Origin of the sequence: Halomonas sp. FeN2 (genome assembly GCF_020595105.1) — a bacterium.
Classification (GTDB): domain Bacteria; phylum Pseudomonadota; class Gammaproteobacteria; order Pseudomonadales; family Halomonadaceae; genus Vreelandella; species Vreelandella neptunia.
Genome location: NZ_CP074200.1, coordinates 3,849,794 through 3,873,940, shown reverse-complemented (window position 1 = coordinate 3,873,940; position 24,147 = coordinate 3,849,794). Strand labels below are relative to the sequence as shown.

The window sequence follows — 24,147 nt, the reverse complement described above, 5'->3', positions numbered from 1 at the left end:
AAAATTCAAGACTTGACCAATAGTTATTAATCAAACAACCCGCCCAATCCGTATCTCACACCGCCCCAGAATCTCCACATCATGCATATCCTGCGGCTTGATCATTTCCGGCTGATAAAGCTCGTTATCGCTGATCAGGTACAAAGCGCCCCCGGCTAACCTTTGCACCCGCTTGATCCGCCGCTCTCCACTCACCAGCAGCAGAAACACCCCTTCCTGTTTCGGATCCCGGTTGCTGCGATCTACCAATACCCAGTCGCCATCGGCCAGAGTACCGTCCATCGAATCACCGCGCACCTTGATGCCTACCACCTGTGCGGGATCCAGCCCCTTATCGGCCAGCTCACTGCTGGGGAAGTGCAGTGTGGTTTGCACTGGTTCACCTTCAAAACTGCGACCCGCGCCGGCGGCGGCTTCGATGTCGTACATCATCACAGGCACTAAATCCGGCCCTGGCTCGGTAACAGGCAAGCCAAGAGACTGAGCATCGGGTGTGCCTGTACGTATACCTGTCAAAACGTAGGAAACATCCACGCCAATATTTGCTAGCCGAGCAACTAGGTCAGCAGAACATTTTTGTCTTCCAGCAAGCACGTCTTTCAAGCGCTGAGGTGAGTTTTCACCCGCGCGCCTGGACGCTTCAGCCAGAGAAATCCCAAGGAGAGATATTTCTTCCCTAATTCTTTGGGGTATATTTTCCACCAATCCAATTGACACGGTAGGATATCTCCACCATTCTATTAATGTCTTTCACTCTAAAACACTACGCAAAGGGAGCCACTGCCATGGTCACCATCATTGCCACCATTCTTATGCCCACCACTCAGACCACCCTGTTCCGCGGGGTCGAGGTGGAGCTTGACCGCTGCTCTGAACAAACCCGCCGCAACATCGAAACCGCACTGAAGCGCGGCACCAACACGCCTAACCCGCTGGCGGATCTTGAAGCGCTGGAAGAGCGCATCACCGCCGAAGCCGTGGGCGAACTCGCTGCCTTGATGCTGGCCTGCAACGCCTCTAGCGATGAAATCGAAGACGCCCTTTGCGAACTGCGCACCTACATGGATGAACACTTCCTGCAGCGCAAGCTGGTACGCCTTTACGAGCGTTAATACAGACGCTCGGCCACCTTGTTCAAGCTCTCGTTTAAAGTCTTTCACTCTCTTAAGGAAGCCTAACCCATGGCCACCACTAACACCATTACCCCAAAGCCAATTTATGCCCCAAAAGGCTGCGACCAGCCTGTGATGACCTACCTCACGGAAAGCGAGTGTGCCGACCTGGAACGCATTCAGGAGCTGGAGATGCGCACTAAGTCGGCCACCGCTCGCATGCTCATGCTGCGCGGCATCGCCGAGTACGACCAAGACACGCTGAATGCCGAATGACCTTGCCTGCATAAGGATGTTTGCCATGTACCAGGACCCCAAACGTGTGCGCTCTCGTTACGCCGCTCTCAATTTGGATCAGTACGAGGCCCAACTGATCGATGCGCTGGTGGATTACACCGGCATCGAACGGGCATCGCTGCTGCGTCAACTGGTGCTGAAAGAAGCACTGGAAACGCTGGGCGTTGCTGATCTCTCTGTTAGCACTGTGCCCCAGCAGGCGTCGTAAAGGCAGGGCTTTTTGAGGCCCTCAAGGAGCATTGATGTATGGCTGACCAACCGGCACGCGGCGAATTACGACTTCCGCTGAACGACCAGCTAGAGGCCGTGCTGCAGCAGGTATGTGAACAGCAGGATTTAACCAGCCTGGATGAAGCCGCCGAGTGGCTACTCCGCCGGCGCTTACGCAAAGGCACCCAAGGGCTCACCGGCCGTGGTCGCGCCCTTTACCCCATTAAGAGAAAACATTGATGACAGCTAGCAAACACCGCATTCCTTGCCCGCACTGCGACCAGAACCTGCGCATTCGCAAAAGCCAGGGGCTAACGCCGTTGTATCGCGAGGCAATCGCGGAGTGCCGCAATGACGACTGTGGGTTTCGGGCGAAGGCACGCATAGAGCTGTGCAACACGTTGACGCCCAGCGACATGCCGAACCCGGCGATCGATCTGCCGTTTACGCCCACCTTGCTTAGCCAGGCGATCAAGCAGGCGCAACGGAAATCGTGAACGCCTAACCGGCCCCGCTACTAACTGTGACATAAGGAGGCGAGCGTGAATTCATCGCTGCGCCAGGACATTGTTGCGCGCTTAATCAGCGATTTTGAGGCGATTGAGCGCGGCCCCTACCTGCAACGGGTGCGCTGCCCGGAGTGCGGTAAGCGCGAGGCGTACATCAACGCCGATGCGCCGTGGATGCTGAAATGCGGGCGGGAAAACAACTGTGGCGCGCAAACCCACGTTAAAGCGCTGTTCCCGGATCTGTTCCGTTCCTGGAGCGAGCGCTACAGCACCCAGGTGGGTGAAAAGCCCACCTCTCAAACACCCGTGGCCGATGGCTATCTGCGTGATGGCCGCGGCTTTGAGCTGACGCGCATTCAGGGCTGGTACACCCAGGAAAGTTACTGGAAGCCAGAGATCGGTGGTACCGCCACCGTGCGCTTCGCCCTGCCCGGAGGCGCTTACTGGGAGCGCCTGCTGGATAACCCGGAGCGCTTCGGCAAGCAGAAGGCCAATTTCGTTGGCCGCTATAAAGGCCAGTGGTGGTGCCCGCCTGCGCTCACCACGGCGGATCTGGTCGCCGCCGAGGAAGTGTGGATTGTAGAGGGCATCTTCGATGCGATCGCCCTCTACCACCACGGCATCGCTGCCGTTTCCGCCATGAGCTGCGGCAACTATCCGGATGAAGCCCTAAACGCTCTTTCGGATGCTGCCCATAAAGCGGGTACCAGCTGCCCCACCCTGGTGTGGGCGCTGGATAACAACCGCGCTGGCCACAACGCCATTCACAAGCATGTAAGGCGTGCCCGTGCGGCGGGCTGGGATTGTGACGCTGCGCAGATTCCCAACGGTGGCCACGACTGGAACGACGCCCACCAGCGCGGTGAACTGACCGAGAAGCACCAGGAAACCTACCGCTATCACGGCGACCTGCTATTGGCCCCCACGGCCATGGCCAAGGCGCTGTTGATCTACAAGCGCCGAGAACAGCGGGAGTTCTGGTTCGAGTTCAAACGCCAGCTGTGGTGGTGGAAGCTGGATATGGACGCCTTCGACCGCGCCCTGCGCGCCGATGGGCTGGATGGTGAAGACCAGCGTCAAATCGACCCCGCCCTGCGCGATGCCGCCCTGGAGCAATCCGGCAGCGTGAAGCGGATCTGTACCTGCTATCCCACGGCGCTCTACTACCAGGCCAACGCGGTAACTGACGAAAGTTGGTACTACTACCGCGTGGAGTTTCCCGACGGCCGCCCGCCGATCAAGAACACCTTTAGCGGTGGCCAACTGGCGTCAGCGTCTGAGTATAAAAAGCGCCTATTGGGCGTTGCTCCAGGCGCAGTGTGGACAGGTACCAGCCAACAGCTGGATAGCCTGCTGCAGGATCAGATCGGCAACATCAAAACCGTCGAGACCATCGACTTTATCGGCTACAGCAAGGAGCACGGCGCTTATGTGTTCGGCGATCTTGCCGTGGCCGGCGGCAAAGTGGTGCCGATCAACAGCGAGGACTTTTTCGAGCTAGGGCCCCGCCGCCAGCTGAAAACCCTCAGCCAATCCGTCGCGCTGCATATCAACCCCGACCGCAAGGCGTTCAATACCGAGTGGACGCAGCAGCTGCTCGGCGCCTTCGGTACCCGCGGCGTCATCGCCCTGGGTTACTGGCTGGGCAGCCTGCTGGCCGAACAGATCCGCGCCGAGATGGGCAGCTTCCCGTTTCTGGAGATCGTCGGTGAAGCCGGCGCGGGTAAGTCAACGCTGATCGAGTTCCTGTGGAAGCTGTGCGGCCGGCGCGACTACGAAGGCTTCGACCCCAGCAAGGCCACCATGCCGGCACGCTCGCGCAACTTCGCCCAGGTGAGCAACCTGCCGGTGGTATTGATCGAGTCCGACCGCGAACAGGATGGCGGCGCCAAACAGAAGCAGTTCGATTGGGACGAACTCAAAACCGCCTTTAACGGCCGCTCGATTCGTGCCCGCGGCGTGAAGAACAGCGGCAACGACACCTACGAGCCGCCCTTCCGCGGCAGCATCGTTATCAGCCAGAACGCCCCAGTGCAGGCAGGCGAAGCCATTCAAACCCGTATCTGCCATCTGCACTTTACCCGGGAAGGCCAGAACAAACAGACCAAGGCGCTGGCCGAGGCGCTGGAACGTACCGAGATCGAGCACGTTAGCCAGTTCGCCCTGGCGGTGGCCCAACGGGAGGCCGCGCTGCTGGCGTTGATCACCCAACGCGCCCGCCACTACGCCGACCAGTTGGCCGACGACCCAGATATCAAGGTGCTGCGCATCGCCAAGTGCCACGGCCAACTGATGGCCCTGGTGGAGTGCCTGGGGCCGGAAGGCTTGGATCTCTTCGACCAGCAAACCCTGGATATCGCCCTGGGCCACGTAAAGCAGATGGCCCGCGAACGCCAGCAATCCATCAACGCCGACCACCCATTGGTCGCTGAATTCTGGGAAGCCTTCGACTACATCGAAGGCCTGCGCGACGAGCCCATGCTGAATCACTACGGCAAGGGCAGCGACCTGATCGCCATCAACCTTAAAGACTTCGAGCGCACCTGCGCCGAATACAAGCTGCGCACCCCAGAGGTGCGGGAGCTGAAGCGTTACCTGAAGAGCAGCAAGACCCGCAAGTTTATCGATTCCAACCGCACCGTGAACTCCCGCGTCCGCCTCAACGGCGGCAGCGTGAAGTGCTGGGTGTTTCAAGCATGAAGGAGCCTGTGATGACCACTAACCACTCAATGCCACTGGTGACCCAGCGCCTACGCGAGCGCAACCGTGAAGCACTGGAGGCAATGCTTGCCGTCGAAGATGCCGCTGACCAGAAGCGCGCCCAGCTCGATGAAAAAGGCCCGGATGCCTGGCAGCGCCTCGCCGTGGTAGCCCAGAAAGAGAGCGGCCAAAGCCACCACTGCCGCCGCATTCTGCTTGCCGTTTACAACAGTTACGCCTGGCCGCTGGATCTCACCCGCCTGCGGGTGCTGGATCGCGACCTGCAGCAAGCCGCGCTCACCGTTATCGAGTGGAGTATCTACGCCAGTGATGAACCCCACGAATACACGCCCGGTGGAAACAAATTGATGCAGCGCTTTGCCGCCATCGAAAAAGAGGAACAGTAACCATGGCTGACAACGCCGACATCGCCACCGAAATAATGGAACGCCGCATGGAGGCCGCCTTGAGCAGCCGGCTTTCGCTGTACATTCCCAATCCCGACCCCAAGTGCGAAGACTGCGGCCAGGAGATCCCCCAAGCCCGCCGCAACGCCGTCCCATGGGCCACTACGTGCATCGAATGCCAGGGGATTCGTGAGTTAAGGGGGCGTCATGTGCGCTGAACAACTCAAGGGCGGCAAACTGGCCCGGCAAGCGGCCATGCTCTGCCAGGATCACGCCTTCCAGCTCTACCTGGATCGCCGCCGGCGAGCCAAACGCAACATGACCGAGTTCCAACTACCCGATGGCACTCACAACGAAGAAGACGCCCGGGACTGGCTCTGCGCCGCCTGCCAGATCCAAAGTCGCGCCGAGCTAGATCACAGCCCAACCGCCGCGGCCACGTTCCGCCGCATTCGCCAATGCTTTCTGAAGTGGAAGCAGCAAGGGAGGCAACAATGAACACGTATTTTGGCTTACTGGCTGAATTCAACGGCCGCACAGAGCTTCCACTTGAAGAAGTCGCCCCACGCTTCTTCGGCATCAGCCCCCGCACCGCCGCCTTTCGAGCAGGTGCCCAGGCTTTACCGGTACCCGCCTATCGTGCGGGGGATTCGCAGAAAAGCCCGTGGCTGGTTAGTGCGATCGACCTAGCGCAATACATTGATGAGAAACGGGCTGAGGCGCGGGAGCAGTGGAAGATGGTGAATGGGTGAGGTATGCGCCGGCTAAACCTTTAGCCGGCTAGCCTTTGCACTCGCATCACATTTTAGCCTTTACCTCTGCCACACCTACCCGCACCATTTCCTTAACTTCCCTTCACCCGAGTAGTCCTACGGAGCTAACCATGGACCAAAGCCTTATCCCCGTTTTCCAAGCCAATGATCAGCAACTGCTTTGCAATGCTCGTGACCTGCATGAATTTTTGGAAGTGGGGCGTGATTTTTCGAACTGGATCAAGGATCGTATTAAGAAATACGGCTTCGTCGAAGGTGAGGATTTTCTCACTATCGACATGACGCCCGGCGAAGGTCACAAAACCGCTTCCCAAAGCAGAGAAGCCCAAGAATCACAAAGTTATGAAGACGAGGAAGCTCACCAAAATTGGCGAGCCCTAGAATCAATTACTTACGCTGAAAACTTCGGCCAACAAGGGCGGGTTGAGTACCACCTTACGGTTCAGATGGCCAAAGAGCTGGCCATGATCGAAAACAACGCCATGGGTCGTCGCGTGCGTCGCTACTTCATCCAGCGCGAACGCCAGGCGATTGAGCTGCTGCAACAACAGGCAGACAGCGTGCGACCATTAGAAGAAGTACGCGCAGAAATTGGCGATACGCCCAAGTTTCGCTACCTGCTGATTTTGCAGGAACAAAGCCGCTCATGTGCTCGCCAGTTAGATCAAGCGCAAGGGCCACATGAGCGCTATACCCTGCATTGCCAGCTGCGCCAAATTAATAACGTGCTGGGCATTCCCACTCAGCCGCTGGTGAAGCAGGATGAAGTTGGTAAGCTGTCTAGCAACGCCTCAGCCACGCACAAACTGGAGCACTCACGTGGATAGCATCATTGAACGAACCCTAGATACAGCCAGCAAGCGCGCCCTCTTCCCCGAGGAAATCAAACGGCTTAGCGCCTCCATACGTGCCTTGGAACGTAACCAAATGCCCCCAGAGGACGTGTTGGTAAGGCGTATCAAGGAGCTACAGGGAAAGCTTGACGACTGCCATGCCAGGGTCAGAAAGTGCGAGCGTAATGGCTGCCCTGACTAAGTAAGCCGCCTTTTCAGGCGGTTTTCACTCATTACAAAGTAACGGTATAAGACTAACGCAGTTTCAGTGTTTCCGGCCTTAAGTGCGTGTATCGCTTCAATACATCCCAGCTCTCATGGAGCGTGAACTGCTGCACCTCCACGATCTCATAGCCCGCCTCGAATAGCCGTGACGTTGCTTCATGGCGCAAGTCGTGAAAGCGTAGATCCTCAATCCCTTTGGATTCCGTCGCTGCTCTCCATCGAGTGCCAATCGATTTCGCCCAATAGGGGAAGATCCGAGGCTCATCTTTTTTACGCGGCTGCCGCTGGATGATGGCCATCGCCTCATGGGTGAGCTTAAAGCGCTTATGGTTACCCCACTTCTGCCGTGGGTGCTTTGCATCACGTACCCAGCAAGTCATTGCCTCTGTATCCAAATCGTCCCAAGTTAGCCGGGTAATTTCTTCCTGCCGGCGCGCTGACGCGATCGCAAAATCCATGATGTCTTCCATGGGTATAAGCGCACTGGGCCGGATCTTCTGAGAGCGAACGAAGTAAGCCCGTAGTCGCTCAATTTCATCGGCTGTCGGCCGCCGATCCCTGGATGCTGGCCGGCCTGTAAGTCCTTTGCTCTTCAGTAGCAACTTAGCGGATTCAAATTCATTCAAATCCACCGGCATTCGCCAGGCAGCCACAGCCGTTTTTAGGATAATGCCGAGCCAGGTCATATCGAGCGATGCGGTAGACGCTTTAACACCACTACGCCGGCGCATCTGAATATGATCAATAAGCTGCTCACTGCTGAGCTCGGTTATTTTGACGCGAGCAATAGGAAAGCGCTGCAGCTGTTCAATGGTCGCTCGCTTACTACGCCCGGCTCCATCAGCAAATTCATGCAGGTAGCGTTCAATGGCATCATGTAAGGTGACGCCCTTCCATTTCGCGGACAGCACACCACCTGGTGCAGCCAGTTCGAGCTCACGTCGTTTCGCCCACTCACTGGCCATTGCCTTTTTTGGGAATGTTTTAGACTCTGAGTAGTCAGGTTGACCAGTGCGCGCAATGCGAATACGCGCTAGATATGAGAAACTGCCGTCCCTTTTTGGACGCTTCACGATCGTCGCCATCACTGCCTCGAAATGTGACAAATGAAAGTGCCACGAAGTGCCAAATTTGTGACACCCATTAGCTAAAAACGTGGCTCAACTACTGTAAATATGAACAGTTATGAATGATAACACAACCGCGCAAACCCGCATGAAGTCTGGCATTGCCCGCCCGGAGCTGGATAGAACTTTCTCCGTTGCACCCATGATGGACTGGACAACCCGCGATTACAGAGCGCTAGCACGCACGTTAACCAAGCGAGCGCTGCTGTATACCGAGATGGTCACTACCGGTGCGATTTTGCACGGAACGCCCCGTGAGCGCTTTTTGGGCTATAGCGAGGTGGAGCATCCGCTTGCGCTGCAGTTAGGCGGTAGCGATGCCGGTGAGCTGGCGGAGTGCGCGGCAATTGCCGAGGCGTGGGGCTACGATGAGGTGAACCTGAACGTGGGTTGCCCGAGCGACCGCGTGCAGAACAACCTGATTGGCGCCTGCTTGATGGGTTACCCCGAGAAGGTAGCCGAGGCAGTGCGGGCGATGCAGGCAGCGGTATCTATTCCGGTCACGGTGAAGTGCCGTATTGGCATTGATGACCAGGATGAAGATGCCGACCTTGAGCGGTTTATCGCAATCGTTGCTGACGCAGGCTGCGAGGTGTTTACCGTTCACGCCCGTAAGGCGTGGCTGCAGGGTTTGTCGCCCAAGCAGAACCGCGATGTCCCGCCGCTTAACTACCCCCGCGTTCATCGTTTAAAGCAGAGCCGACCTGAATTGCATATTGGCATTAACGGTGGAATTAAAACGCTGGCGGAGTGCCAAGCGCAGCTTACCCATGTGGATAGCGTGATGGTGGGGCGTGAGGCGTATCAAAACCCGTGGCTGCTCGCGGGCGTCGATGAGCAGCTGTTTGGAGAGCAAGGCCCGGCGGCGAGCCGCTTGGATGCCGCAATTGCCTTCCGGCCGTATATTCAGCAGCGCCTGGATGAAGGCGCGAAGCTGAATCATATTACCCGCCACCTGCTTGGCTTGTTTCAGGGTTGCCCTGGCGGCAGGCGTTTTCGGCGTCATTTGTCGGAATACGCGCATAAAGAAGGCGCAGGATTGCGCCTATTTGATGACGCGCTTAGCTTGGTGAACGAAACAGAGTTCGTTGTATAAGTGCGTCGTATAAAAAACCCGCTACGCCAGCGTAGCGGGTTCGTTTTTCTATTAGCGTAAGCTTACTGACCGTTTTCCCGACGGTTCGCCATTACGCCCTGCTCGACACGCTCGCCGATAGTTTGGTCAACGTTTTTCCAGTACTCAAATACTCGTGATAGCACCGGCTCTTCCACACCATCGGAAACGTGGCCAACAATGTTGTTTACCAATCGGTCACGGGCGGCATCATCCATCACCTTATTGACCAGATCATTGGCTTGGTTGAAGTCGCCATCGCCCGGGCGCAGCGTATAGGCGGCGCGAACCAGCTCGCCGTCCGTCTCCCATACCGCATCTTCCGGGTACCTTTCAGGGTTGGCGTGCGCGCCCCCTTTGCTATTAGGTGCGTACACCGGGTCGGTGGAGTGGTTAATACGCATCTTGCCACCCTGGCTGTAACTGTTAACCGGGGTCTTGGGCGCGTTAACGGGGATATGTTGGTAGTTCACACCTAAACGCGCACGGTGCGCATCAGCGTAGGATATTACCCGCGCCAACAGCATTTTATCCGGCGAGAAACCGGTACCCGGTACGGCGTTGCTGGGCTGAAACGCTGCCTGTTCGATTTGGCTGTGGAAATCTACAGGGTTGCGATCCAAGGTCATTTTACCGACTTCTTGCAGCGGGTAATCGGCGTGCGGCCATACCTTGGTCAAATCGAAGGGGTTGATGTGGTAGGTCTTGGCATCTTCGAACGGCATAATCTGAACTTGCAGCGTCCAGGTAGGATAATCGCCGCGTTTGATGGCGTCGAACAGATCACGTCGATGGTAGTCGGCATCCGCGCCCGCCATCTTATCGGCCTGTTCCTGGGTCATGCACTTAATGCCCTGATCAGTTTTGAAGTGGTACTTCACCCAAAAGCGCTCGCCTTCAGCGTTCACCCACATATAGGTATGGCTGGAATAGCCGTTCATGTGGCGCCAAGTGGCGGGGATACCACGATCGCCCATTAGCCAGGTTACTTGGTGTGCAGATTGCGGCGAAAGCGTCCAGAAGTCCCACTGCATATCGTGATCACGCAAGCCGTTATCCGCTCGACGCTTTTGTGAGTGGATAAAGTGCTGGAATTTGAGCGGATCGCGAACGAAGAACACAGGGGTATTGTTACCCACCATGTCGAAGTTGCCCTCTTCGGTGTAGAACTTCAGCGAGAAGCCACGAGGATCGCGCCAAGTGTCCGGACTACCCGCCTCACCGGCCACCGTCGAGAAACGAGCCAACATCTCGGTTTTCTTGCCCGGTTGGAGAAAGTCAGCTTTGGTGTATTGGCTAACGTCGTGAGTGACTTGGAAGTGACCAAAGGCGCCACTCCCTTTTGCGTGGGGCTGACGATTCGGAATCATTTCACGGTTAAAGGCAGCCATCTGCTCCATCAAATAGTGATCATGCAGAACAATCGGCCCATCGGGGCCTACTGAGAGTGAGTGTTCATCACTGTTGACTCCTATGCCCGCATCCGTTGTGGTGTGCTTAGGTTTATCGCTCGTCATCGCTTTTCCTCCATGTCACGGTAGACGTGGCGTTTGATCGCCACTCGTTCGAGTACGATGAAAGCTTAGCTATCTATTTTAGTTGTTATCATTTTAACAGCCGCTAACAAAGCCCACCCCTAGGTATAGTCAAACGGTTGCTAACTTGCCATTTATAGTAGCTAATCCTTAACTATCAAAGCGATAGCTTTTAGTTATTAATGACGATTAATAAAACGAATCAGGTGGCGGCACCAAGCTTGAGTTAAAGCTCTCAATAGCCGTTTCAGCCTCATCAATTTCATCAAAACGGGCAATATGGAACAGCGCCTCGCCTTCATTGGCCAAGGGCAAGCGACTCATGCCAATCACAATACCGTCGGCGACGGCGCGCACTTCGCCCTCGTCATTGCCAAAGGGGTCAGCGACTTTGCCCAGCACCTCGCCTTTGGCAACGCGGGCGCCTAGGCGCACCTTGGGCCGCAAAATGCCGTCGATAGGTGCCCGGGCCCAGCTTGACCCTTTAGCAAGCTCCGCGGGTGCTGGCGTGCGGCGGCGCTGTTCGCCGGTCAGCATGCCTAACCGTCGCATTACCCGCAGAACCCCGCGAACGCCGGGGGCAATCGCCCACTCGTCAAAACGCAACGCCTCACCGGCTTCATAGGTCAGCACTGGAATCCCGCGGTTCTGGGCATAGTGGCGCAGACTACCTTCACGCAGTTCCGCATTCAGCACCACGGGCGCACCGAAAGCATCGGCCATGCGCTCGGTTTCGCTTCCAGGACGGAGTTGTGCACGAATCTGCGGCAGATTAGTGCGATGGATTGCGCCGGTATGCAGGTCAATAATATGGGTAGCGTGATCGACGATTTGTTCGCGAAACAAATTTGCAATACGGCCGCCGAGTGACCCTGACTCGCTGCCTGGAAAACAGCGATTTAGATCACGCCGATCAGGCAAATAGCGGGTTTGTTGCAAGAAACCAAGTACGTTCACAACCGGCACAGCGATCAAGGTCCCGCGGATACTACTAATCGCTTTCGCGCGCAGTACCCGACGAACAATCTCCACCCCATTGATTTCATCGCCGTGAATGCCGCCACATACCAACAGCACCGGGCCATCCTTGCGGCCATGAACGACTTCGACAGGTATATGCAGGGGGGTATGGGTATATAAGCGCGCCACCGGCACATCAACTTGTAAGCGTTGGCCGGGCATAATGGTATGTTCACCCAGCTGAAAAGGAGCTCGCGCCATGCTTTCTGTCCTGTTTTTTTAATTCGTTTTGCTCACGACGTTAGTGCTATGTGGGCCAGTCTCATTGCCCGTTTATACGCTTCCAGTCGCAAAATGACGAATTTGTTAATACACGTTATGAGATGGAATATTTATCCATACAGTTTTGAATGTAAATATTCTGCTGCTTAGGTTAAAATGTGACCATACTGTGTCCGATTATGAGGTTGTATTTCCATGGCAAGAAAGACCAAAGCAGAAGCGGCTGCTACCCGAGAAGCACTGCTTGACGCTGCTGAAGAGGTATTCTTTGCCAAAGGCGTGGCGCGCACTTCCCTTGAGCAAATTGCTCGCCATGCAGGCCTCACCCGTGGTGCCGTTTATTGGCACTTTAAAAACAAAGGCGACCTGTTCATGGCACTGGTTGAACAGGTGCGTATGCCCTTCCAGTCGCTGATGGATGAAGTCGACAAAGCTGACGCCGAATTATCACCGCTGGAGTCTATACGACTGGCTTGCCATGCGGGCTTGGTGCGCCTTGAGCAACCCTCTTACCAGCGGATACTGTCGATTTTACTGCATCGCTGCGAATTTTTTAGCGATATTAATCCGTTAGAAATGCAGGACAAGATCGGCAATGAGTGCTTTGAGGAAATGCTCGATGTCTTTGTGCTAGCTAAGCAGCAAAAGATATTGCGCGAAGATCTCAGCCCCGAAATGGCGACGCGGCTAATGCAATCCATGCTCGGCGGCCTTTTCCATGACTGGCTACGTAACCCCGAAGCTTTTTCCATCAGTGAGCGCGGTGGTGAGCTGATTGATACCGCTATTCGTTTAATGCAGCGTTAAACAGTTAATCCCATCCTCGCTGCAGTGCAGCAAATGTGTTAATACTGGCACTACTGTTATAGCCGTGTGAGCACACTATGGATGCCTTGGAGTTTGTACGCGTACGCGAATTAGAAGTGGCTGTACGCATCTGGAATCCTACCGCCCCCCGCACCCTGGTCGCCTGGCACGGCCTTGCCCGCCACGGTGGCGACTTTAGAGCACTGGCGCAGGAACTCGGCAGTGAATGGCGGGTTCTCGCCCCGGACACCCCTGGACGTGGACTATCAAGTTGGTCACTGTTCCCTGCTCACGACTACCTTTATAGCCATTATGTGACGGTAGCGATCGCGTTACTCGATCACTTTGAACTCGAGTATGTTGATTGGCTGGGCACCTCGATGGGTGGCCTGCTAGGTATGTTGATCGCCGCTGATCCACAGCACAGTGCGCGTATTTCCCGGCTGATTCTTAACGACGTTGGGCCTGAGCTGAACACACAGGGTCTTATCGGCCTCTCCAGCTATTTCGGCGTGACCCACCGCTTCTCTACCTTTAGCGAACTCCAGCAAGAGCTCAACCGGCACTACGCTAGCTTCGGTATTACCGATGAATCCGCACGGCGCGAGCTAGCACTCAACAGTGCCCGTCGATTACCGGATGGCAGTTGGACGTATCACTTTGATCCACGCATTGGGGAGCAGTTTGTACACGATACACCACGCGACATGTGGGCAGACTGGGCGAATATTCGCTGCCCGACGATGGTGATACGCGGCGAAGAGTCCACGCTTTTAGACCCGGAAACGCTGCCGCGGATGGCCGCAGTGCAACCTAAACTTGTGACACTTACCGTGCCACACTGCGGCCACGCGCCCATGCTGGATAAGCCAGCACAGGTTAACCCCATTCGCGACTTTTTAAACCGCCCCGCCCCTCGCCCTACCTCCGTTGATAAAACGCAAAACGCCACTGTCTGGCAGCGTGTAGTGCAGTGGCTGGCGCAGCAGTGGCGGCGATGGAAATAACCGGGATGTTTAGGGTTTGTGCTTCCCGGTGCCTCCTCTCATCAAAATGACGTATCAGTGAGAAGTAGAGTAATGGGCTGTATGACGGTTTTTCTGGTTAAAACGCAGCCTGTTCAAACGAACTCGCGTTTCAAGATACGCCTTCTCAGAGACGCTGCGGTAGGCGCTCTCTTCTGGTAAGTACTTCACCAGCACCCGTCGCTCCCCCTCTACAGGCAGTGCATCACGCTTGCTGAGCAGTTTGACCGTGCTATTGGGCTCATTATCGATCACTGCAAATGCCTGCTCACCAGCACCTTCGCGCTCAGTCACTACCACCGTTTGACCCAGTAAACAGCGCCGCGTGAAGGGGCGATAACGGTGCAACCCACGGTGCAACACCTGGCAGAGCATCGCCGCCACGGGCGAAGCAACCACCAACGTACCCCATAGCACCAGCACTCCTACCGGAATACGTATCAAGCCAAGCGGTAGCCAACGCAATATCAGTAGTTCGATGGCCAATGTGAGTGCCGCAGCAATGCTGAGAATCACTGTCAAAGCCAACGTCGCGGGAACCCCAGCAAAGCCTAGAGAAACCAACGTGCTGGCAAGATGGTCTTCTTTGAGACTATCACGCTCAAATAGCTCTAGAGGGGCTAAGCGGATAATCACTAATAGCCAGTAAAGGGCTAACAGCCCGAGTAGCAACGTAAAGACGATGGTCGGAAATTGCGTAGCAGCGTGCAGTAGATCGTTCATGATGCCTCCCGGTACTTAGCCGGTGATGTATTGTTACTTCCAGCTTAGTCCAGGTTAGCTTTGGGGTGCCACCTATACCTTGACCTTAGTCAGCTAACTTGATTATCAATAAAAAAGGGTGCCATCCGAAGATGGCACCCGCCTGTGTTTACGCGTGGTTAATCGCTAAGGACTAGTGCTTTTCATGCTCAAGCGCCGGCTGTGAGCCATCATGTCTATTCCCTTTCATCTTGCGACCTAGCCAGTCAGAAACAGTTGCAATCATAGCGTAGAAGCTGGGGATAAATAGACTCCCCAAGATAGCAACAGACGCCATACCCACCGCCACCGTAGTGCCGATGTGATGGCTACTTACATCACTAGCACCGGTGGCTAAGGCCAACGGCAACGTACCGAAGATAAACGCCAACGATGTCATCACGATCGGGCGGAAACGCAGTTCTGCTGCGGTAATCGCCGCCTCACGGATTGTTTTACCCTGCTCCTTACGCTGCAGTTCGGCAAATTCGACGATAAGGATCGCGTTCTTGGCCGCCAACCCAACCACCACCAGCATGCCGATCTGCACATACACACTGGTGTCCAACCCGCGCAATGCGATGCCACCAACCCCCCCTAGGAAAGCAAAGGGGGTAGCGGTCAGTACCGCGAGGGGCAACGACCAGCTCTCATACTGAGCCGCTAGGATCAGGAAGACCATCAATAGGCCGAAGACAATCGCCAGCGTCGCTGCGCTGCCCATGTTGGACTCTTGATACGCCGTGCCGGTCCACCCCATTCCCCAGTCAGAGCCTAGCGTCTCTTGCACGATCCCTTCCATCGCTTCAATGGCTTGGGCAGAGCTGTACCCAGGCGCAGGCTGTCCCTGGAACTGGGCACCAGCATAAACCCCAAACCGCGACACTACCGCCGGCCCGGTTTGGCGCTCAAGCTCGACAAACTCGGAAAGCGGAATACGTTCGCCGTTACCGCCGCGCACGTAGACGCTGCTAACGTCTTCCGGCGTTTTACGGAATTCGTCTTCGTTTTGCAGATAGACTTGGAAATTACGGTTTTGATAGCTAAAGAAGTTCACAAAACCATTACCAAATGTATTACCTAAGGCCGAGTTAATATTCTCCAGCGCCACGCCATAACTCAACGCCTTCTGCTGGTCGATATTGGCACGATATGACGGCACATTAACATTGAAGGTGGTAAAAACCCGGTTCAAGGCGGGATGCTGGTTAGCCTTTTGCATTATTTGCAACGAGGCCTCATAGAGCTCGCGTGTCGACGCCCCATCAAATGACTGAAGGTAACCAGTGAACCCGCCGGTTGTCGAAAGTCCCATAATGGGCGGCAAGTTAAAGGCCATAGCAGAGCCACCATCAATACTTGCGCCTAACCCCATAATACGCCCAACCAGCTCGCTGGCGGTTAGTTCACGCTCAGACCAAGGGCTAAGATTGATAAACATCACACCGCGAGCAGTATTCACGGCGCTTGAAAGAATGTCATAACCCGCCACTGCCGAGGAGTATTCCACCCCAGGGATATCTTCAATTGCCGTACTGAGTTTCGCCATATAGCGTTGAGTACGGTCAAGTGAAGCCGCATCTGGCAACGACACGCTCACCAGGACGACCCCCTGATCGGTTTCAGGCACCAACGTTGAGGGTGTATTAGCATATAGCCAGTAAGACCCCACACCGGTAAGCACCGTCAGCGCAAGCGCCAGCAGCCAAAACCTTACTAGGCCTTTTACGATCCACATATAGGCGGCGGTAATACCGGCAAACAGCCGATCAAACAGGCGAAACGGTGTATTCAGCGCGCGCTTGAATTTGGATTGACCGGCGCCCGCGACTTTATGCTTGATAAAGATCGCAGAGAGGGCGGGCGTAAAGGTCAATGCCATCAGCGCTGAGAGCGCTACCGAGATCGCCACGGTAATCGCAAACTGCTGATAAATCTGTCCGGTAAAGCCGCCCAGGAAAGCCACGGGTATAAACACAGCGGCCATAATCAGCGAAGTCGCAATAACCGGCCCGCCGACTTCTTTCATCGCCCGGATAGTGGCATCCCGCACACTGATATCATCCTCTTCACTCAGCACGCGCTCGACGTTCTCCACAACCAAGATCGCATCATCGACGACTATCCCTATCGAGAGAACCAGCGCAAATAGCGTCAACAGATTGATCGAAAAGCCTAATAGATAGAAACCTGCAAAAGTGCCCACTACCGCCACCGGCACCACTGACATCGCAATGACAGTAAAACGCCAGTTCTGCAGGAAAATAAACAGAATGACGATAACGATTAGGAACGCTTCAATGAAGGTATGAATGACCGTCTCTACAGAGGCATCAATAAACAGCGTAGTATCGTAAGGTGCCACATACTCAAGCCCGGGCGGGAAGCGAGTGGACAAATCTTCCATCGCCGTACGCACACCTTGAGCAGTTTCTAGCGCATTTGCACCGGGCTGTTGATTAATAATAATCGGCGCCATGCTGGAGCCATTCAAACGCGCATCAACGCCGTAAGAAGACGCCCCAAGCTCAATACGTGCAACGTCCTCCAAACGTAGTGAAGAGCCGTCGCTATTGGTTCGCAGGTAAATATTACGGAAGTCATCAACATCATTGAGGCGACCTCCAGCGGTAATCGTGTAGGTGTATGCGCGTGGATCGCTTTGCGGTGTCGATGCCAAACTACCCGCTGGCACTTCCGTATTTTGCGCTCTAATCGCACTAGCTACTTCGCTAGGAGTGAGATCGTACTGGGCTAACTTATCCGGATCCATCCAGATTCGCATGGCAAACTCGCCGCCACCCAGTACTTCTGCATTACCTACCCCTGGTACCTGACGAAGTTCGTCAAGTACATTGAGGGTAGCGTAGTTCTGCATGAAAATTTTGTCATAGTCGCCGTCCGGCGAGGTCAACGCAATAAACATCAAGATAGAGTCGGAGCGGAGCTCAACGGTGACGCCTTGCGACTGCACTGCTTCAGGCAACTGAGAGAGCGCACCTTGAACGCGGTTATTCACGTTAATCGTATTAATATCGCCATCAGTGCCGATATTAAATGCCACGCTCAAACTCATACTGCCGTTATCGGAGCTGTTGGAGGTCATGTAAAGCATGTCCTCAACGCCGTTAATCGCTTCTGCGATAGGTGCCGCCACGGTCTGTGCAACAGTTTCCGCATCCGCTCCGGGGAACTGAGCCTGTACCGATACCGTTGGCGGTACCACGTTGGGATACTGTTCAATAGGCAGTATGCGCATGGACATCACGCCCACCAGCGTCACGATAATCGCCAGTACCGTGGCAAAAATCGGCCGACTGATGAAGAAGTTAGAGAAGTTCATTATTGCGCACCCTCTTCCCCTTCAGTGGGCTGACCATCTGCCGCCCCATCTTCCATTGTCTCTGCCGCTTCAGCCTGCTGTTGTGCCTCTTCTTGCTCCACATTTTCAACAATGTTTTCAGCGTTGCCATCAAATGGTTGAGGCTCAATCGTCATGCCCGGCTCTAAACCAGCAGGGTCTCCTACTACCACACGATCCCCCGGCTCTAATCCCTCACGAATCAACTGCCACGGGCCAGCCACTTCACCCAATGAAACAGTCCTTTCGCGGGCTTTATTATCATCATCCAGGACAAACACCTGCGGGCCCATCAACCCTTGGGTAACGGCAATTTCCGGCACGGCCATCACATCAAAACGCTTCAGACCCTCTATACGCACGCGCACAAATTGGCCAGGCAGCACAGTCGCATCGGGGTTTTCGAAGGTTGCAGACGCTTGCACGGTGCTGGTACCGCTATCAACACGCGAACCCAGGAAATCCAAATGGCCTTCCAGTTCAGAATCGCTGCCGCCACTCACCCCAGGGATGCTCAGTTTTGCGCGAATATCCGACGTATCATCGCCGTCGCTCAATTGGCGACGCAGCTCGAATGCGTCACGCTGAGGCAGTTGAAAACGAACTTCCAGCGGATCCAGTGGCGTGATCGTCGCCAACTCAGTACCGGAAGTCACTAAATTGCCCACATTCACTTGGCTCAAACCGATCATACCCGAAACAGGGGCTGTAACTTGGGAATAGCCTAAGTCTAAATTGGCGCTGGTTAAGGCCGCCTCGGCTTGCGCAACGCTCGCCTGGGCGACCCGTTGGTCGGCTAACGCTTGGTCATACTGCTGACGACTCACCGAGTTTTGGCTTAGCAGTTGCTCAAAGCGCTGAGCATCACGCTGGGCGCGGGCAAGCTGGGCACGAGCGCTCTGTAGATCCGCTTCACGCTGATTAACCGTTGCCTGATAAAGATCTGGCTCGATGGTGTAAAGACGATCGCCTTCTTCGACCAACTGGCCGGGTTCAAAGTGGCGTTCTTCCAGAAACCCATTTACACGGGCAACCAAAGTGACTTCACCATCACTGCGCAGCAGTGAGGGGTACGACTTATCCAGCGGTATATCCTGACGCTCCATTTCGGCAACTTCGACCTTATGGGGCGGTGCTTCTTGCTGGGCACCCTGCTGAGGTACCTCGGTTTGTTCTTGACCGCAGGCTGAAAGTGCCAGCGCAGCTACTAGCGTCACCAGACTCGCTCGGCGTGAGTGAATCATCTTTTTCATACGTTACATTCCCATATATCTTTTTAAGGTGACCGATAGCACATGCACACCTGAATCACTTCCCACCGTCGGGTAATTACATACCAGGCTGGGGCGGTGCACCGATGTTGAGCGCGGGCTCATAGGGGTCGTCGCCACCGCTTTCTGGCAAGGTAAAATTCACCTCATCGCCGGTTAACCACGCATTGACTTCCTCAATGGCGTCTACATCCAGGCGTCCGGCTTGCTGACGCAGCGAGAGCAGGTTGACGACATAGCTGTATCGCGCCTCGGCATAGTTGGCGATCGCGTTGTATAAATTCTGCTCAGCATTTAAAACGTCCACTATGTTACGGGTACCGACCTCGTAACCGGCGCGTGTTGCTTCCAGCGCACTTTGGTTGGAGACGATGGCCTGCTCACGAGCCTCGACAGTTTCCACATCATTGCTAACCTGGGTATAAAGCGAGCGGACTTGCTGAATCGACGAACGACGCTGGGATTCGAAATCATACTGGCTGCTTTCCAGCTGATAAGTCCCTTGCCGGATACTAGCGCTGGTGCTGCCGCCGGTGTAGATGGGTAAATTAGCGCGAATGCCTACTTGGCTAGAGGAGTCATTGCCGGTGGTATTATCAATATCACTGTCGCCATACTGATAGTTGCCAAAGGCTGAAAGCGTGGGTAAACGACCCGCGCGGGCAATATCTACACCGCTACGTGACACCTCGATCCCCGCTTGTTGGGCCAATACCTGAGGGTTACGCTCAATAGCCTGCTCTACCCAGTAATCGCGGCTGCTTGGCTCGGGAAGTGCTATCGGCATACTGTCGCCCAGCGCCTCAATGCTGGCATAACGCTGGCCGGTCAACTGCTCCAGAGCCTCAAATGCCACCTGCAGATTGCTCTCTGCGGCAATGCGATCAGCACGGGACTGGTCAAAGGTAGCCCGGGCCTCTTCGACTTCGGTAATTGCAATCAACCCGACCTCAAACTGCTCACCGGCCTGCTCAAGCTGACGGCCAATAGCTCGCTCTTGAGCAAACCGCGCTTCGAGGACTTCGTGAGCACGCAGAATGTCGAAATAGGCGCTGGCTACATCGATTAGCAACTGCTGCTCAGTCGCCGCTAGCAGATATACCTGCTGGTCAATCTGGCGCTCGGCCTGGGTGACTTGTCGGCGGGTTACTTCATCATAGAGCGCCTGGGTGGCTTCAAGGGAGAGCGATACGGTGTTGTAGCGGTCATCACCAGCGCTCACACTACCCGTTCCAGCCCCTACTCCCGCTCGGGATGAACCCTGGCTTTCATACTGTTCATTGTGCGCCACGGTACCCGAGGCGTTAATTTGGGGTAATAACCCGCTACGCACAACATCTCTGCCTGCTTCAACACCCAAATATTCCGAGCGCGCCGAAGCAAGCTCAGCGTTATTATCCAACGCATCACGGGTAATCGTGATTAGGTCGGCGGCTTGAGCAGGCAATACAAAAGAAGCCGTAAATACCGCTAACAGCAGGGGTCGTAAAGGGGCATTGACTGCCCAGTGTGCCAGTCGCATGGGATTGCCTCTAGGTATCAGCATCAGGTTGGCGAACGCACTCAATCAATCAGCGCACAAAATCACTCAAAGTACGGTGCCACTCAGAAAGATGAGCATTATAGTTACATTCATGTATGTATGCTAGCCTTGAACAATCGGAAAATGTGTGAACAACCTATTGTCAAGCCGCTTCCAGCTTACCTTAGTCCAAAGCATGATGCCTTGGCGATAAATGTGGCTCTCTTCTACGAAACTCCCGCGTGTCGATGCCCCATTTATTTAGCCGTGAGGCAAGCGTCGTGGGCTTTATGCCAAGCAACTCCGCCGCACCTCCTGCCCCAGAAACTTTACCTCCCGCCCTTTCCAGAGCGGCAATCGTGCTCTCCCGCTGGCGCTGCCCCAGCGCATGTTCGGTCAGCAGTAGTGTTTCACTTTTCTCCACGCTGGCGTGGGCTGGTGCAACCGGATTAGTAAGACCTATCGCACGCGGGGGCTCCCCCAATAGCAAGTCATCAAACATCAAGCGGCGATCCTGGGTCACAATCACTTGGCGCTCAATAATGTTTTCCAACTCACGAATATTGCCCGGCCATGGGTAGCGCTGAAGAATTTCCAACTGGGCGGGGGGAATGCGCACGCCGGGTTTATTAAACTTCAGGCAGGCACGCTGTAAAAAATGCCGTGCCAGCAGCGGTACATCTTCTATTCGTTTGCGCAACGGTACCGAATCAATCGGGAAGACATTAAGGCGGAAATAGAGATCCTCACGAAAGTGGCCCTCTTCGATCATGTCACGTAGATCACGGTTAGTAGCAGCAATCACCCGCACATCTACCTCGCGGGTACGGTTATCGCCCACCCGCTCAAACTGCTGATCCTGCAGCACCCGCAGTAGCTTGCTCTGCAGTTCCAGAGGGATTTCACCGACTTCATCCAAAAATAGCGTGCCGCCGTGGGCAAGCTCAAAGCGCCCAGGGCGATCCTGTACCGCGCCGGTAAAGGCGCCTTTGACATGGCCAAAAAACTCGCTTTCAAACAGATCACGGGGAATAGCAGCACAGTTCACGCGGATCAGCGGTCGATCGCTGCGCGAGCTACCGGCATGAATGGCCCGGGCAATCAGCTCTTTGCCGGTACCCGACTCGCCGCTAATCAACACGTTGGCGCTAGTGGGAGCGACCAGCTCAATCTGCTGGATCAGTTTTGCCACCGCCGGGCTATTGCCAACAATATCGCGGTGGTTAAGCTCCGCTTTTATCTCTTCTTGAAGGTACTCATTCTCCAGTTCCAGACGCTGTTTGAGTGACTCCACTTCTGCAAGGGCATCACGCAACTGCTGCTCGGCGCGCTTGCGCTCACGAATATCGCGAAATAGCACCACCGCCCCGACCAAACGGCCCATTTCAAAAATAGGGGTGCTGGTGTACTCAACGGGAATCGCCTCACCATTTTTGTGCCAGAACACCTCGTTATCGACGTGGTGCACCTGGCCGTCGCTGAATGAGGCGTGGATAGGACACTGCTGCACCGGGAAGTGGCTGCCATCGGCGTGGGTATGATGAAACATTAGGTGCGCATCGTGGCCTACCATATCTTCGGTACTCCAGCCCAGAATTCGCTCGGCGGCAGGATTCACGAAGGTGGTTTTTCCTTCAGCATCCAGGCCGTAAATCCCCTCACCCGCTGCGCCCAGAATCAGCTGGTTCTGCTTTTCAATCCGTTCGAACACCTGTTCGACCCGCTGCCAACCCACTTCCCCCTGGCGGTGTTGGCGGCCTAATTCCGCTTTTGCTCGCCGCTGCTCAGCTTTATTGCGGTCTATCAGCGTCAGTAACAGCTGTGAAGAGTCTTCAATATGCTGGGCATAAACTTCTACCCGATAAGGCTGGCGCAGCATGTCTAGTATCACCAGGTCATCCGACCAGGCCGTTTTTTGCACCAGCGTCTCATCGGTGAAGCTCACCCATAGCGGCAGTGAAGCACTTAAACGATGGCTAAAAGGCGCCTTTAGAGGCAGTGCTTCATTAATATTGAGCAACTCACAGGCGGCAGAGTTAGCGTCCAGTAACTTATCGGCATAAGGGTCGACCACTATCATCGCCAAAGGTGAAAAAGCGACCATCAGCGCCGCGGTGTGATTGCGTTGTTGCTCATCCATTGCATACCTCATGGCTCTAGGTGGTCTCTCCTTAACCATTCAATTCCCGCGCCAATTACGACATTTCGTAAATAAAGCAACGAAATATCGTTAATTACGATTTTTCGTAACTCGATATGCAATTCAAAAACTCCTTCAAAAAACCAATTAATTTATTAAAAACAGACGATTAAAAACAATACGCGCGAGTTGGCACACAAATAGCAATAGCTATGTGGATAGTGCGATAGCGCCATACGCTTAATCTCTTTTGCACCAGGACGGCGCAGCCATCGGTTTTATTGCTCCTATTTATTACTCCTGCCAGGAAACACTAAAACTCTAGGGTTAGGCGTTAATTAACCGAAATGACACAGGAGACATACTTATGTCTTATCTAATGCCAAGTGAATTTGTCACCAAGTTGGTGGATCAGGGTGAGTCCAAAGTCTATATGGGTACTCGGGATACGCTTATCCGTTCCTTTATGGCGGGGGCGACCCTAGCGTTGGCAGTTATTTTTGCCATTACCATCGCGACCCAAACAGGCCACTTTTTAATTGGAGCACTGCTCTTCCCCGTGGGCTTTGTGATGCTCTACCTGATGGGCTATGACCTGCTCACTGGTGTTTTTACGCTGGTACCTCTTGCATGGCTCGACAAAAGACCCGGTGTGACACTGCCGCGCATGCTGAAGTGCTGGGCGCTGGTGGGTCTTGGCAACCTTGGAGGTGCCCTATTTATCGCCACCTTCGGCTACCTGAATTTCACCATGGGCGGCACCGAGGAGATCAACGCTGTCGGCCAAACGATGATGGCCGTTGGAGAAAGTCGCACGGTGGGTTATCAGGAGGCGGGGATTGCCGGCTGGATCGTGCTCTTCCTGAGGGGCATGTTCTGTAACTGGATGGTCTCCATGGGCGTGGTGGGCGCCGCCATCTCCACAACGGTGTCCGGCAAAATCATGGCCATGTGGATGCCAATTATTGTGTTTTTCTATCTCGGTTTTGAGCACTCCGTGGTCAACATGTTCCTGTTCCCAATTGGTCTGATGATGGGCGCTGACTTCACTCTGTATCAATACATCATGTGGAACGAGATTCCCACGGTACTGGGTAACTTGGTCGGCGGCCTGACCCTGGTTGGTCTCGTTCTTTACACCACCCACGTCCGTACCCAAGCCAAAAAAGTGTTGTCTTGATCACAGCCTATTAGGC

25 protein-coding genes are annotated in these 24,147 nt (G+C 55.0%); 16 read left to right on the top strand and 9 right to left on the bottom strand.

All coding sequences use genetic code 11. The features are described 5' to 3' along the window. Positions 1-30: 30 nt before the first annotated feature. Positions 31-516 carry a helix-turn-helix transcriptional regulator gene (locus KF947_RS17820; protein WP_227404673.1) on the bottom strand — a complete coding sequence of 162 codons (486 nt, stop codon included), beginning with the start codon at positions 514-516 and terminating at the stop codon, positions 31-33. Between the two features lie 269 nt (positions 517-785). Between KF947_RS17820 and KF947_RS17815 the strand changes: the two genes are divergently transcribed. The 12 genes from KF947_RS17815 to KF947_RS17760 all read left to right on the top strand — a co-directional run bounded on the left by KF947_RS17815 (position 786) and on the right by KF947_RS17760 (position 7,043). Next, positions 786-1,112, top strand: coding sequence for a hypothetical protein (locus tag KF947_RS17815; protein WP_227404672.1), 327 nt, complete (start codon positions 786-788; stop codon positions 1,110-1,112). Between the two features lie 69 nt (positions 1,113-1,181). Next, a complete protein-coding gene (locus KF947_RS17810; RefSeq protein WP_133731169.1) occupies positions 1,182-1,388 on the top strand; it encodes a hypothetical protein in 207 nt (68 codons plus the stop codon). A gap of 25 nt (positions 1,389-1,413) precedes the next feature. Further along, complete coding sequence (locus tag KF947_RS17805; RefSeq protein WP_227404671.1) at positions 1,414-1,617, top strand: hypothetical protein; 204 nt, start codon at positions 1,414-1,416, stop codon at positions 1,615-1,617. A gap of 38 nt (positions 1,618-1,655) precedes the next feature. Further along, complete coding sequence (locus KF947_RS17800) at positions 1,656-1,859, top strand: hypothetical protein (RefSeq protein ID WP_227404670.1); 204 nt, start codon at positions 1,656-1,658, stop codon at positions 1,857-1,859. Then, complete coding sequence (locus KF947_RS17795) at positions 1,859-2,116, top strand: ogr/Delta-like zinc finger family protein (RefSeq protein WP_227404669.1); 258 nt, start codon at positions 1,859-1,861, stop codon at positions 2,114-2,116. Before KF947_RS17800 ends, KF947_RS17795 begins: the two co-directional genes overlap by 1 nt. A 45-nt stretch (positions 2,117-2,161) precedes the next feature. Beyond that, entirely contained in the window at positions 2,162-4,828 is a 2,667-nt protein-coding gene (locus KF947_RS17790; RefSeq protein ID WP_227404668.1) for a toprim domain-containing protein, read from the top strand. Between the two features lie 11 nt (positions 4,829-4,839). Then, positions 4,840-5,235 (top strand): hypothetical protein, encoded by a 396-nt coding sequence (locus tag KF947_RS17785; protein ID WP_133731174.1) that lies wholly within the window; start codon positions 4,840-4,842, stop codon positions 5,233-5,235. A gap of 2 nt (positions 5,236-5,237) precedes the next feature. Then, the gene (locus tag KF947_RS17780) at positions 5,238-5,453 is read left to right on the top strand and encodes a TraR/DksA C4-type zinc finger protein (protein WP_133731175.1); all 216 of its coding nucleotides are present in this window, start codon (positions 5,238-5,240) and stop codon (positions 5,451-5,453) included. Continuing rightward, positions 5,443-5,733, top strand: a complete 291-nt coding sequence (locus tag KF947_RS17775) for a hypothetical protein (RefSeq protein ID WP_227404667.1) — start codon at positions 5,443-5,445, stop codon at positions 5,731-5,733. The genes KF947_RS17780 and KF947_RS17775 overlap by 11 nt, the downstream gene beginning before the upstream one ends. Next, on the top strand, positions 5,730-5,987 hold the full coding sequence (locus KF947_RS17770) for a pyocin activator PrtN family protein (protein ID WP_133731177.1): 258 nt from the start codon (positions 5,730-5,732) through the stop codon (positions 5,985-5,987). The genes KF947_RS17775 and KF947_RS17770 overlap by 4 nt, the downstream gene beginning before the upstream one ends. 131 nt (positions 5,988-6,118) lie before the next feature. Further along, positions 6,119-6,835 carry an antA/AntB antirepressor family protein gene (locus tag KF947_RS17765; protein ID WP_227404666.1) on the top strand — a complete coding sequence of 239 codons (717 nt, stop codon included), beginning with the start codon at positions 6,119-6,121 and terminating at the stop codon, positions 6,833-6,835. Beyond that, positions 6,828-7,043, top strand: a complete 216-nt coding sequence (locus KF947_RS17760; RefSeq protein WP_227404665.1) for a hypothetical protein — start codon at positions 6,828-6,830, stop codon at positions 7,041-7,043. The genes KF947_RS17765 and KF947_RS17760 overlap by 8 nt, the downstream gene beginning before the upstream one ends. A 52-nt stretch (positions 7,044-7,095) precedes the next feature. Here KF947_RS17760 and KF947_RS17755 read toward each other — a convergent pair whose 3' ends face one another. After that, positions 7,096-8,139 carry a tyrosine-type recombinase/integrase gene (locus KF947_RS17755; protein ID WP_227404664.1) on the bottom strand — a complete coding sequence of 348 codons (1,044 nt, stop codon included), beginning with the start codon at positions 8,137-8,139 and terminating at the stop codon, positions 7,096-7,098. Between the two features lie 112 nt (positions 8,140-8,251). Between KF947_RS17755 and dusA the strand changes: the two genes are divergently transcribed. Then, positions 8,252-9,289: a tRNA dihydrouridine(20/20a) synthase DusA gene (dusA, locus tag KF947_RS17750; protein ID WP_227404663.1), complete on the top strand. Its 1,038-nt coding sequence runs from the start codon at positions 8,252-8,254 to the stop codon at positions 9,287-9,289. A 62-nt stretch (positions 9,290-9,351) separates the two neighbouring features. On the opposite strand, the gene KF947_RS17745 is transcribed toward dusA, so the two are convergent. Both KF947_RS17745 and KF947_RS17740 read right to left on the bottom strand, forming a co-directional pair. Further along, positions 9,352-10,824 (bottom strand): catalase, encoded by a 1,473-nt coding sequence (locus KF947_RS17745; RefSeq protein WP_227404662.1) that lies wholly within the window; start codon positions 10,822-10,824, stop codon positions 9,352-9,354. Positions 10,825-11,031: 207 nt separating this feature from the next. Further along, positions 11,032-12,063 carry a succinylglutamate desuccinylase/aspartoacylase family protein gene (locus KF947_RS17740; protein WP_133731182.1) on the bottom strand — a complete coding sequence of 344 codons (1,032 nt, stop codon included), beginning with the start codon at positions 12,061-12,063 and terminating at the stop codon, positions 11,032-11,034. Between the two features lie 216 nt (positions 12,064-12,279). Between KF947_RS17740 and KF947_RS17735 the strand changes: the two genes are divergently transcribed. Both KF947_RS17735 and KF947_RS17730 read left to right on the top strand, forming a co-directional pair. Further along, positions 12,280-12,891, top strand: a complete 612-nt coding sequence (locus tag KF947_RS17735; protein ID WP_133731183.1) for a TetR family transcriptional regulator — start codon at positions 12,280-12,282, stop codon at positions 12,889-12,891. A 77-nt stretch (positions 12,892-12,968) separates the two neighbouring features. After that, on the top strand, positions 12,969-13,898 hold the full coding sequence (locus KF947_RS17730) for an alpha/beta fold hydrolase (RefSeq protein WP_133731184.1): 930 nt from the start codon (positions 12,969-12,971) through the stop codon (positions 13,896-13,898). Positions 13,899-13,952: 54 nt separating this feature from the next. Here KF947_RS17730 and KF947_RS17725 read toward each other — a convergent pair whose 3' ends face one another. The 5 genes from KF947_RS17725 to KF947_RS17705 all read right to left on the bottom strand — a co-directional run bounded on the left by KF947_RS17725 (position 13,953) and on the right by KF947_RS17705 (position 22,951). Further along, on the bottom strand, positions 13,953-14,639 hold the full coding sequence (locus KF947_RS17725) for a hypothetical protein (protein ID WP_227404661.1): 687 nt from the start codon (positions 14,637-14,639) through the stop codon (positions 13,953-13,955). A 172-nt stretch (positions 14,640-14,811) separates the two neighbouring features. Then, on the bottom strand, positions 14,812-18,000 hold the full coding sequence (locus KF947_RS17720) for an efflux RND transporter permease subunit (protein ID WP_227404660.1): 3,189 nt from the start codon (positions 17,998-18,000) through the stop codon (positions 14,812-14,814). Continuing rightward, on the bottom strand, positions 18,000-19,271 hold the full coding sequence (locus tag KF947_RS17715) for an efflux RND transporter periplasmic adaptor subunit (protein WP_133731187.1): 1,272 nt from the start codon (positions 19,269-19,271) through the stop codon (positions 18,000-18,002). The genes KF947_RS17720 and KF947_RS17715 overlap by 1 nt, the downstream gene beginning before the upstream one ends. Positions 19,272-19,347: 76 nt before the next feature. Continuing rightward, positions 19,348-20,811 carry a TolC family outer membrane protein gene (locus KF947_RS17710; protein WP_227404659.1) on the bottom strand — a complete coding sequence of 488 codons (1,464 nt, stop codon included), beginning with the start codon at positions 20,809-20,811 and terminating at the stop codon, positions 19,348-19,350. 184 nt (positions 20,812-20,995) lie between these two features. Beyond that, complete coding sequence (locus tag KF947_RS17705; RefSeq protein ID WP_133731189.1) at positions 20,996-22,951, bottom strand: sigma 54-interacting transcriptional regulator; 1,956 nt, start codon at positions 22,949-22,951, stop codon at positions 20,996-20,998. A gap of 367 nt (positions 22,952-23,318) precedes the next feature. Here KF947_RS17705 and KF947_RS17700 point away from each other — a divergent pair, with 367 nt between their 5' ends. Continuing rightward, positions 23,319-24,131 (top strand): formate/nitrite transporter family protein, encoded by an 813-nt coding sequence (locus tag KF947_RS17700; RefSeq protein WP_133731190.1) that lies wholly within the window; start codon positions 23,319-23,321, stop codon positions 24,129-24,131. Positions 24,132-24,147 lie beyond the last annotated feature (16 nt).

What these genes read in the sequence shown, in the direction of transcription:
- KF947_RS17815 (WP_227404672.1), top strand. Translation starts at nt 786, where the DNA reads ATGGTCACCATCATTGCCACCATTCTTATGCCCACCACTCAGACCACC.
- KF947_RS17810 (WP_133731169.1), top strand. Translation starts at nt 1,182, where the DNA reads ATGGCCACCACTAACACCATTACCCCAAAGCCAATTTATGCCCCAAAA.
- KF947_RS17805 (WP_227404671.1), top strand. Translation starts at nt 1,414, where the DNA reads ATGTACCAGGACCCCAAACGTGTGCGCTCTCGTTACGCCGCTCTCAAT.
- KF947_RS17800 (WP_227404670.1), top strand. Translation starts at nt 1,656, where the DNA reads ATGGCTGACCAACCGGCACGCGGCGAATTACGACTTCCGCTGAACGAC.
- KF947_RS17795 (WP_227404669.1), top strand. Translation starts at nt 1,859, where the DNA reads ATGACAGCTAGCAAACACCGCATTCCTTGCCCGCACTGCGACCAGAAC.
- KF947_RS17785 (WP_133731174.1), top strand. Translation starts at nt 4,840, where the DNA reads ATGACCACTAACCACTCAATGCCACTGGTGACCCAGCGCCTACGCGAG.
- KF947_RS17780 (WP_133731175.1), top strand. Translation starts at nt 5,238, where the DNA reads ATGGCTGACAACGCCGACATCGCCACCGAAATAATGGAACGCCGCATG.
- KF947_RS17775 (WP_227404667.1), top strand. Translation starts at nt 5,443, where the DNA reads ATGTGCGCTGAACAACTCAAGGGCGGCAAACTGGCCCGGCAAGCGGCC.
- KF947_RS17770 (WP_133731177.1), top strand. Translation starts at nt 5,730, where the DNA reads ATGAACACGTATTTTGGCTTACTGGCTGAATTCAACGGCCGCACAGAG.
- KF947_RS17765 (WP_227404666.1), top strand. Translation starts at nt 6,119, where the DNA reads ATGGACCAAAGCCTTATCCCCGTTTTCCAAGCCAATGATCAGCAACTG.
- dusA (WP_227404663.1), top strand. Translation starts at nt 8,252, where the DNA reads ATGAATGATAACACAACCGCGCAAACCCGCATGAAGTCTGGCATTGCC.
- KF947_RS17745 (WP_227404662.1), bottom strand. Translation starts at nt 10,824, where the DNA reads ATGACGAGCGATAAACCTAAGCACACCACAACGGATGCGGGCATAGGA.
- KF947_RS17740 (WP_133731182.1), bottom strand. Translation starts at nt 12,063, where the DNA reads ATGGCGCGAGCTCCTTTTCAGCTGGGTGAACATACCATTATGCCCGGC.
- KF947_RS17735 (WP_133731183.1), top strand. Translation starts at nt 12,280, where the DNA reads ATGGCAAGAAAGACCAAAGCAGAAGCGGCTGCTACCCGAGAAGCACTG.
- KF947_RS17730 (WP_133731184.1), top strand. Translation starts at nt 12,969, where the DNA reads ATGGATGCCTTGGAGTTTGTACGCGTACGCGAATTAGAAGTGGCTGTA.
- KF947_RS17725 (WP_227404661.1), bottom strand. Translation starts at nt 14,639, where the DNA reads ATGAACGATCTACTGCACGCTGCTACGCAATTTCCGACCATCGTCTTT.
- KF947_RS17720 (WP_227404660.1), bottom strand. Translation starts at nt 18,000, where the DNA reads ATGAACTTCTCTAACTTCTTCATCAGTCGGCCGATTTTTGCCACGGTA.
- KF947_RS17715 (WP_133731187.1), bottom strand. Translation starts at nt 19,271, where the DNA reads ATGAAAAAGATGATTCACTCACGCCGAGCGAGTCTGGTGACGCTAGTA.
- KF947_RS17710 (WP_227404659.1), bottom strand. Translation starts at nt 20,811, where the DNA reads ATGCGACTGGCACACTGGGCAGTCAATGCCCCTTTACGACCCCTGCTG.
- KF947_RS17705 (WP_133731189.1), bottom strand. Translation starts at nt 22,951, where the DNA reads ATGGATGAGCAACAACGCAATCACACCGCGGCGCTGATGGTCGCTTTT.
- KF947_RS17700 (WP_133731190.1), top strand. Translation starts at nt 23,319, where the DNA reads ATGTCTTATCTAATGCCAAGTGAATTTGTCACCAAGTTGGTGGATCAG.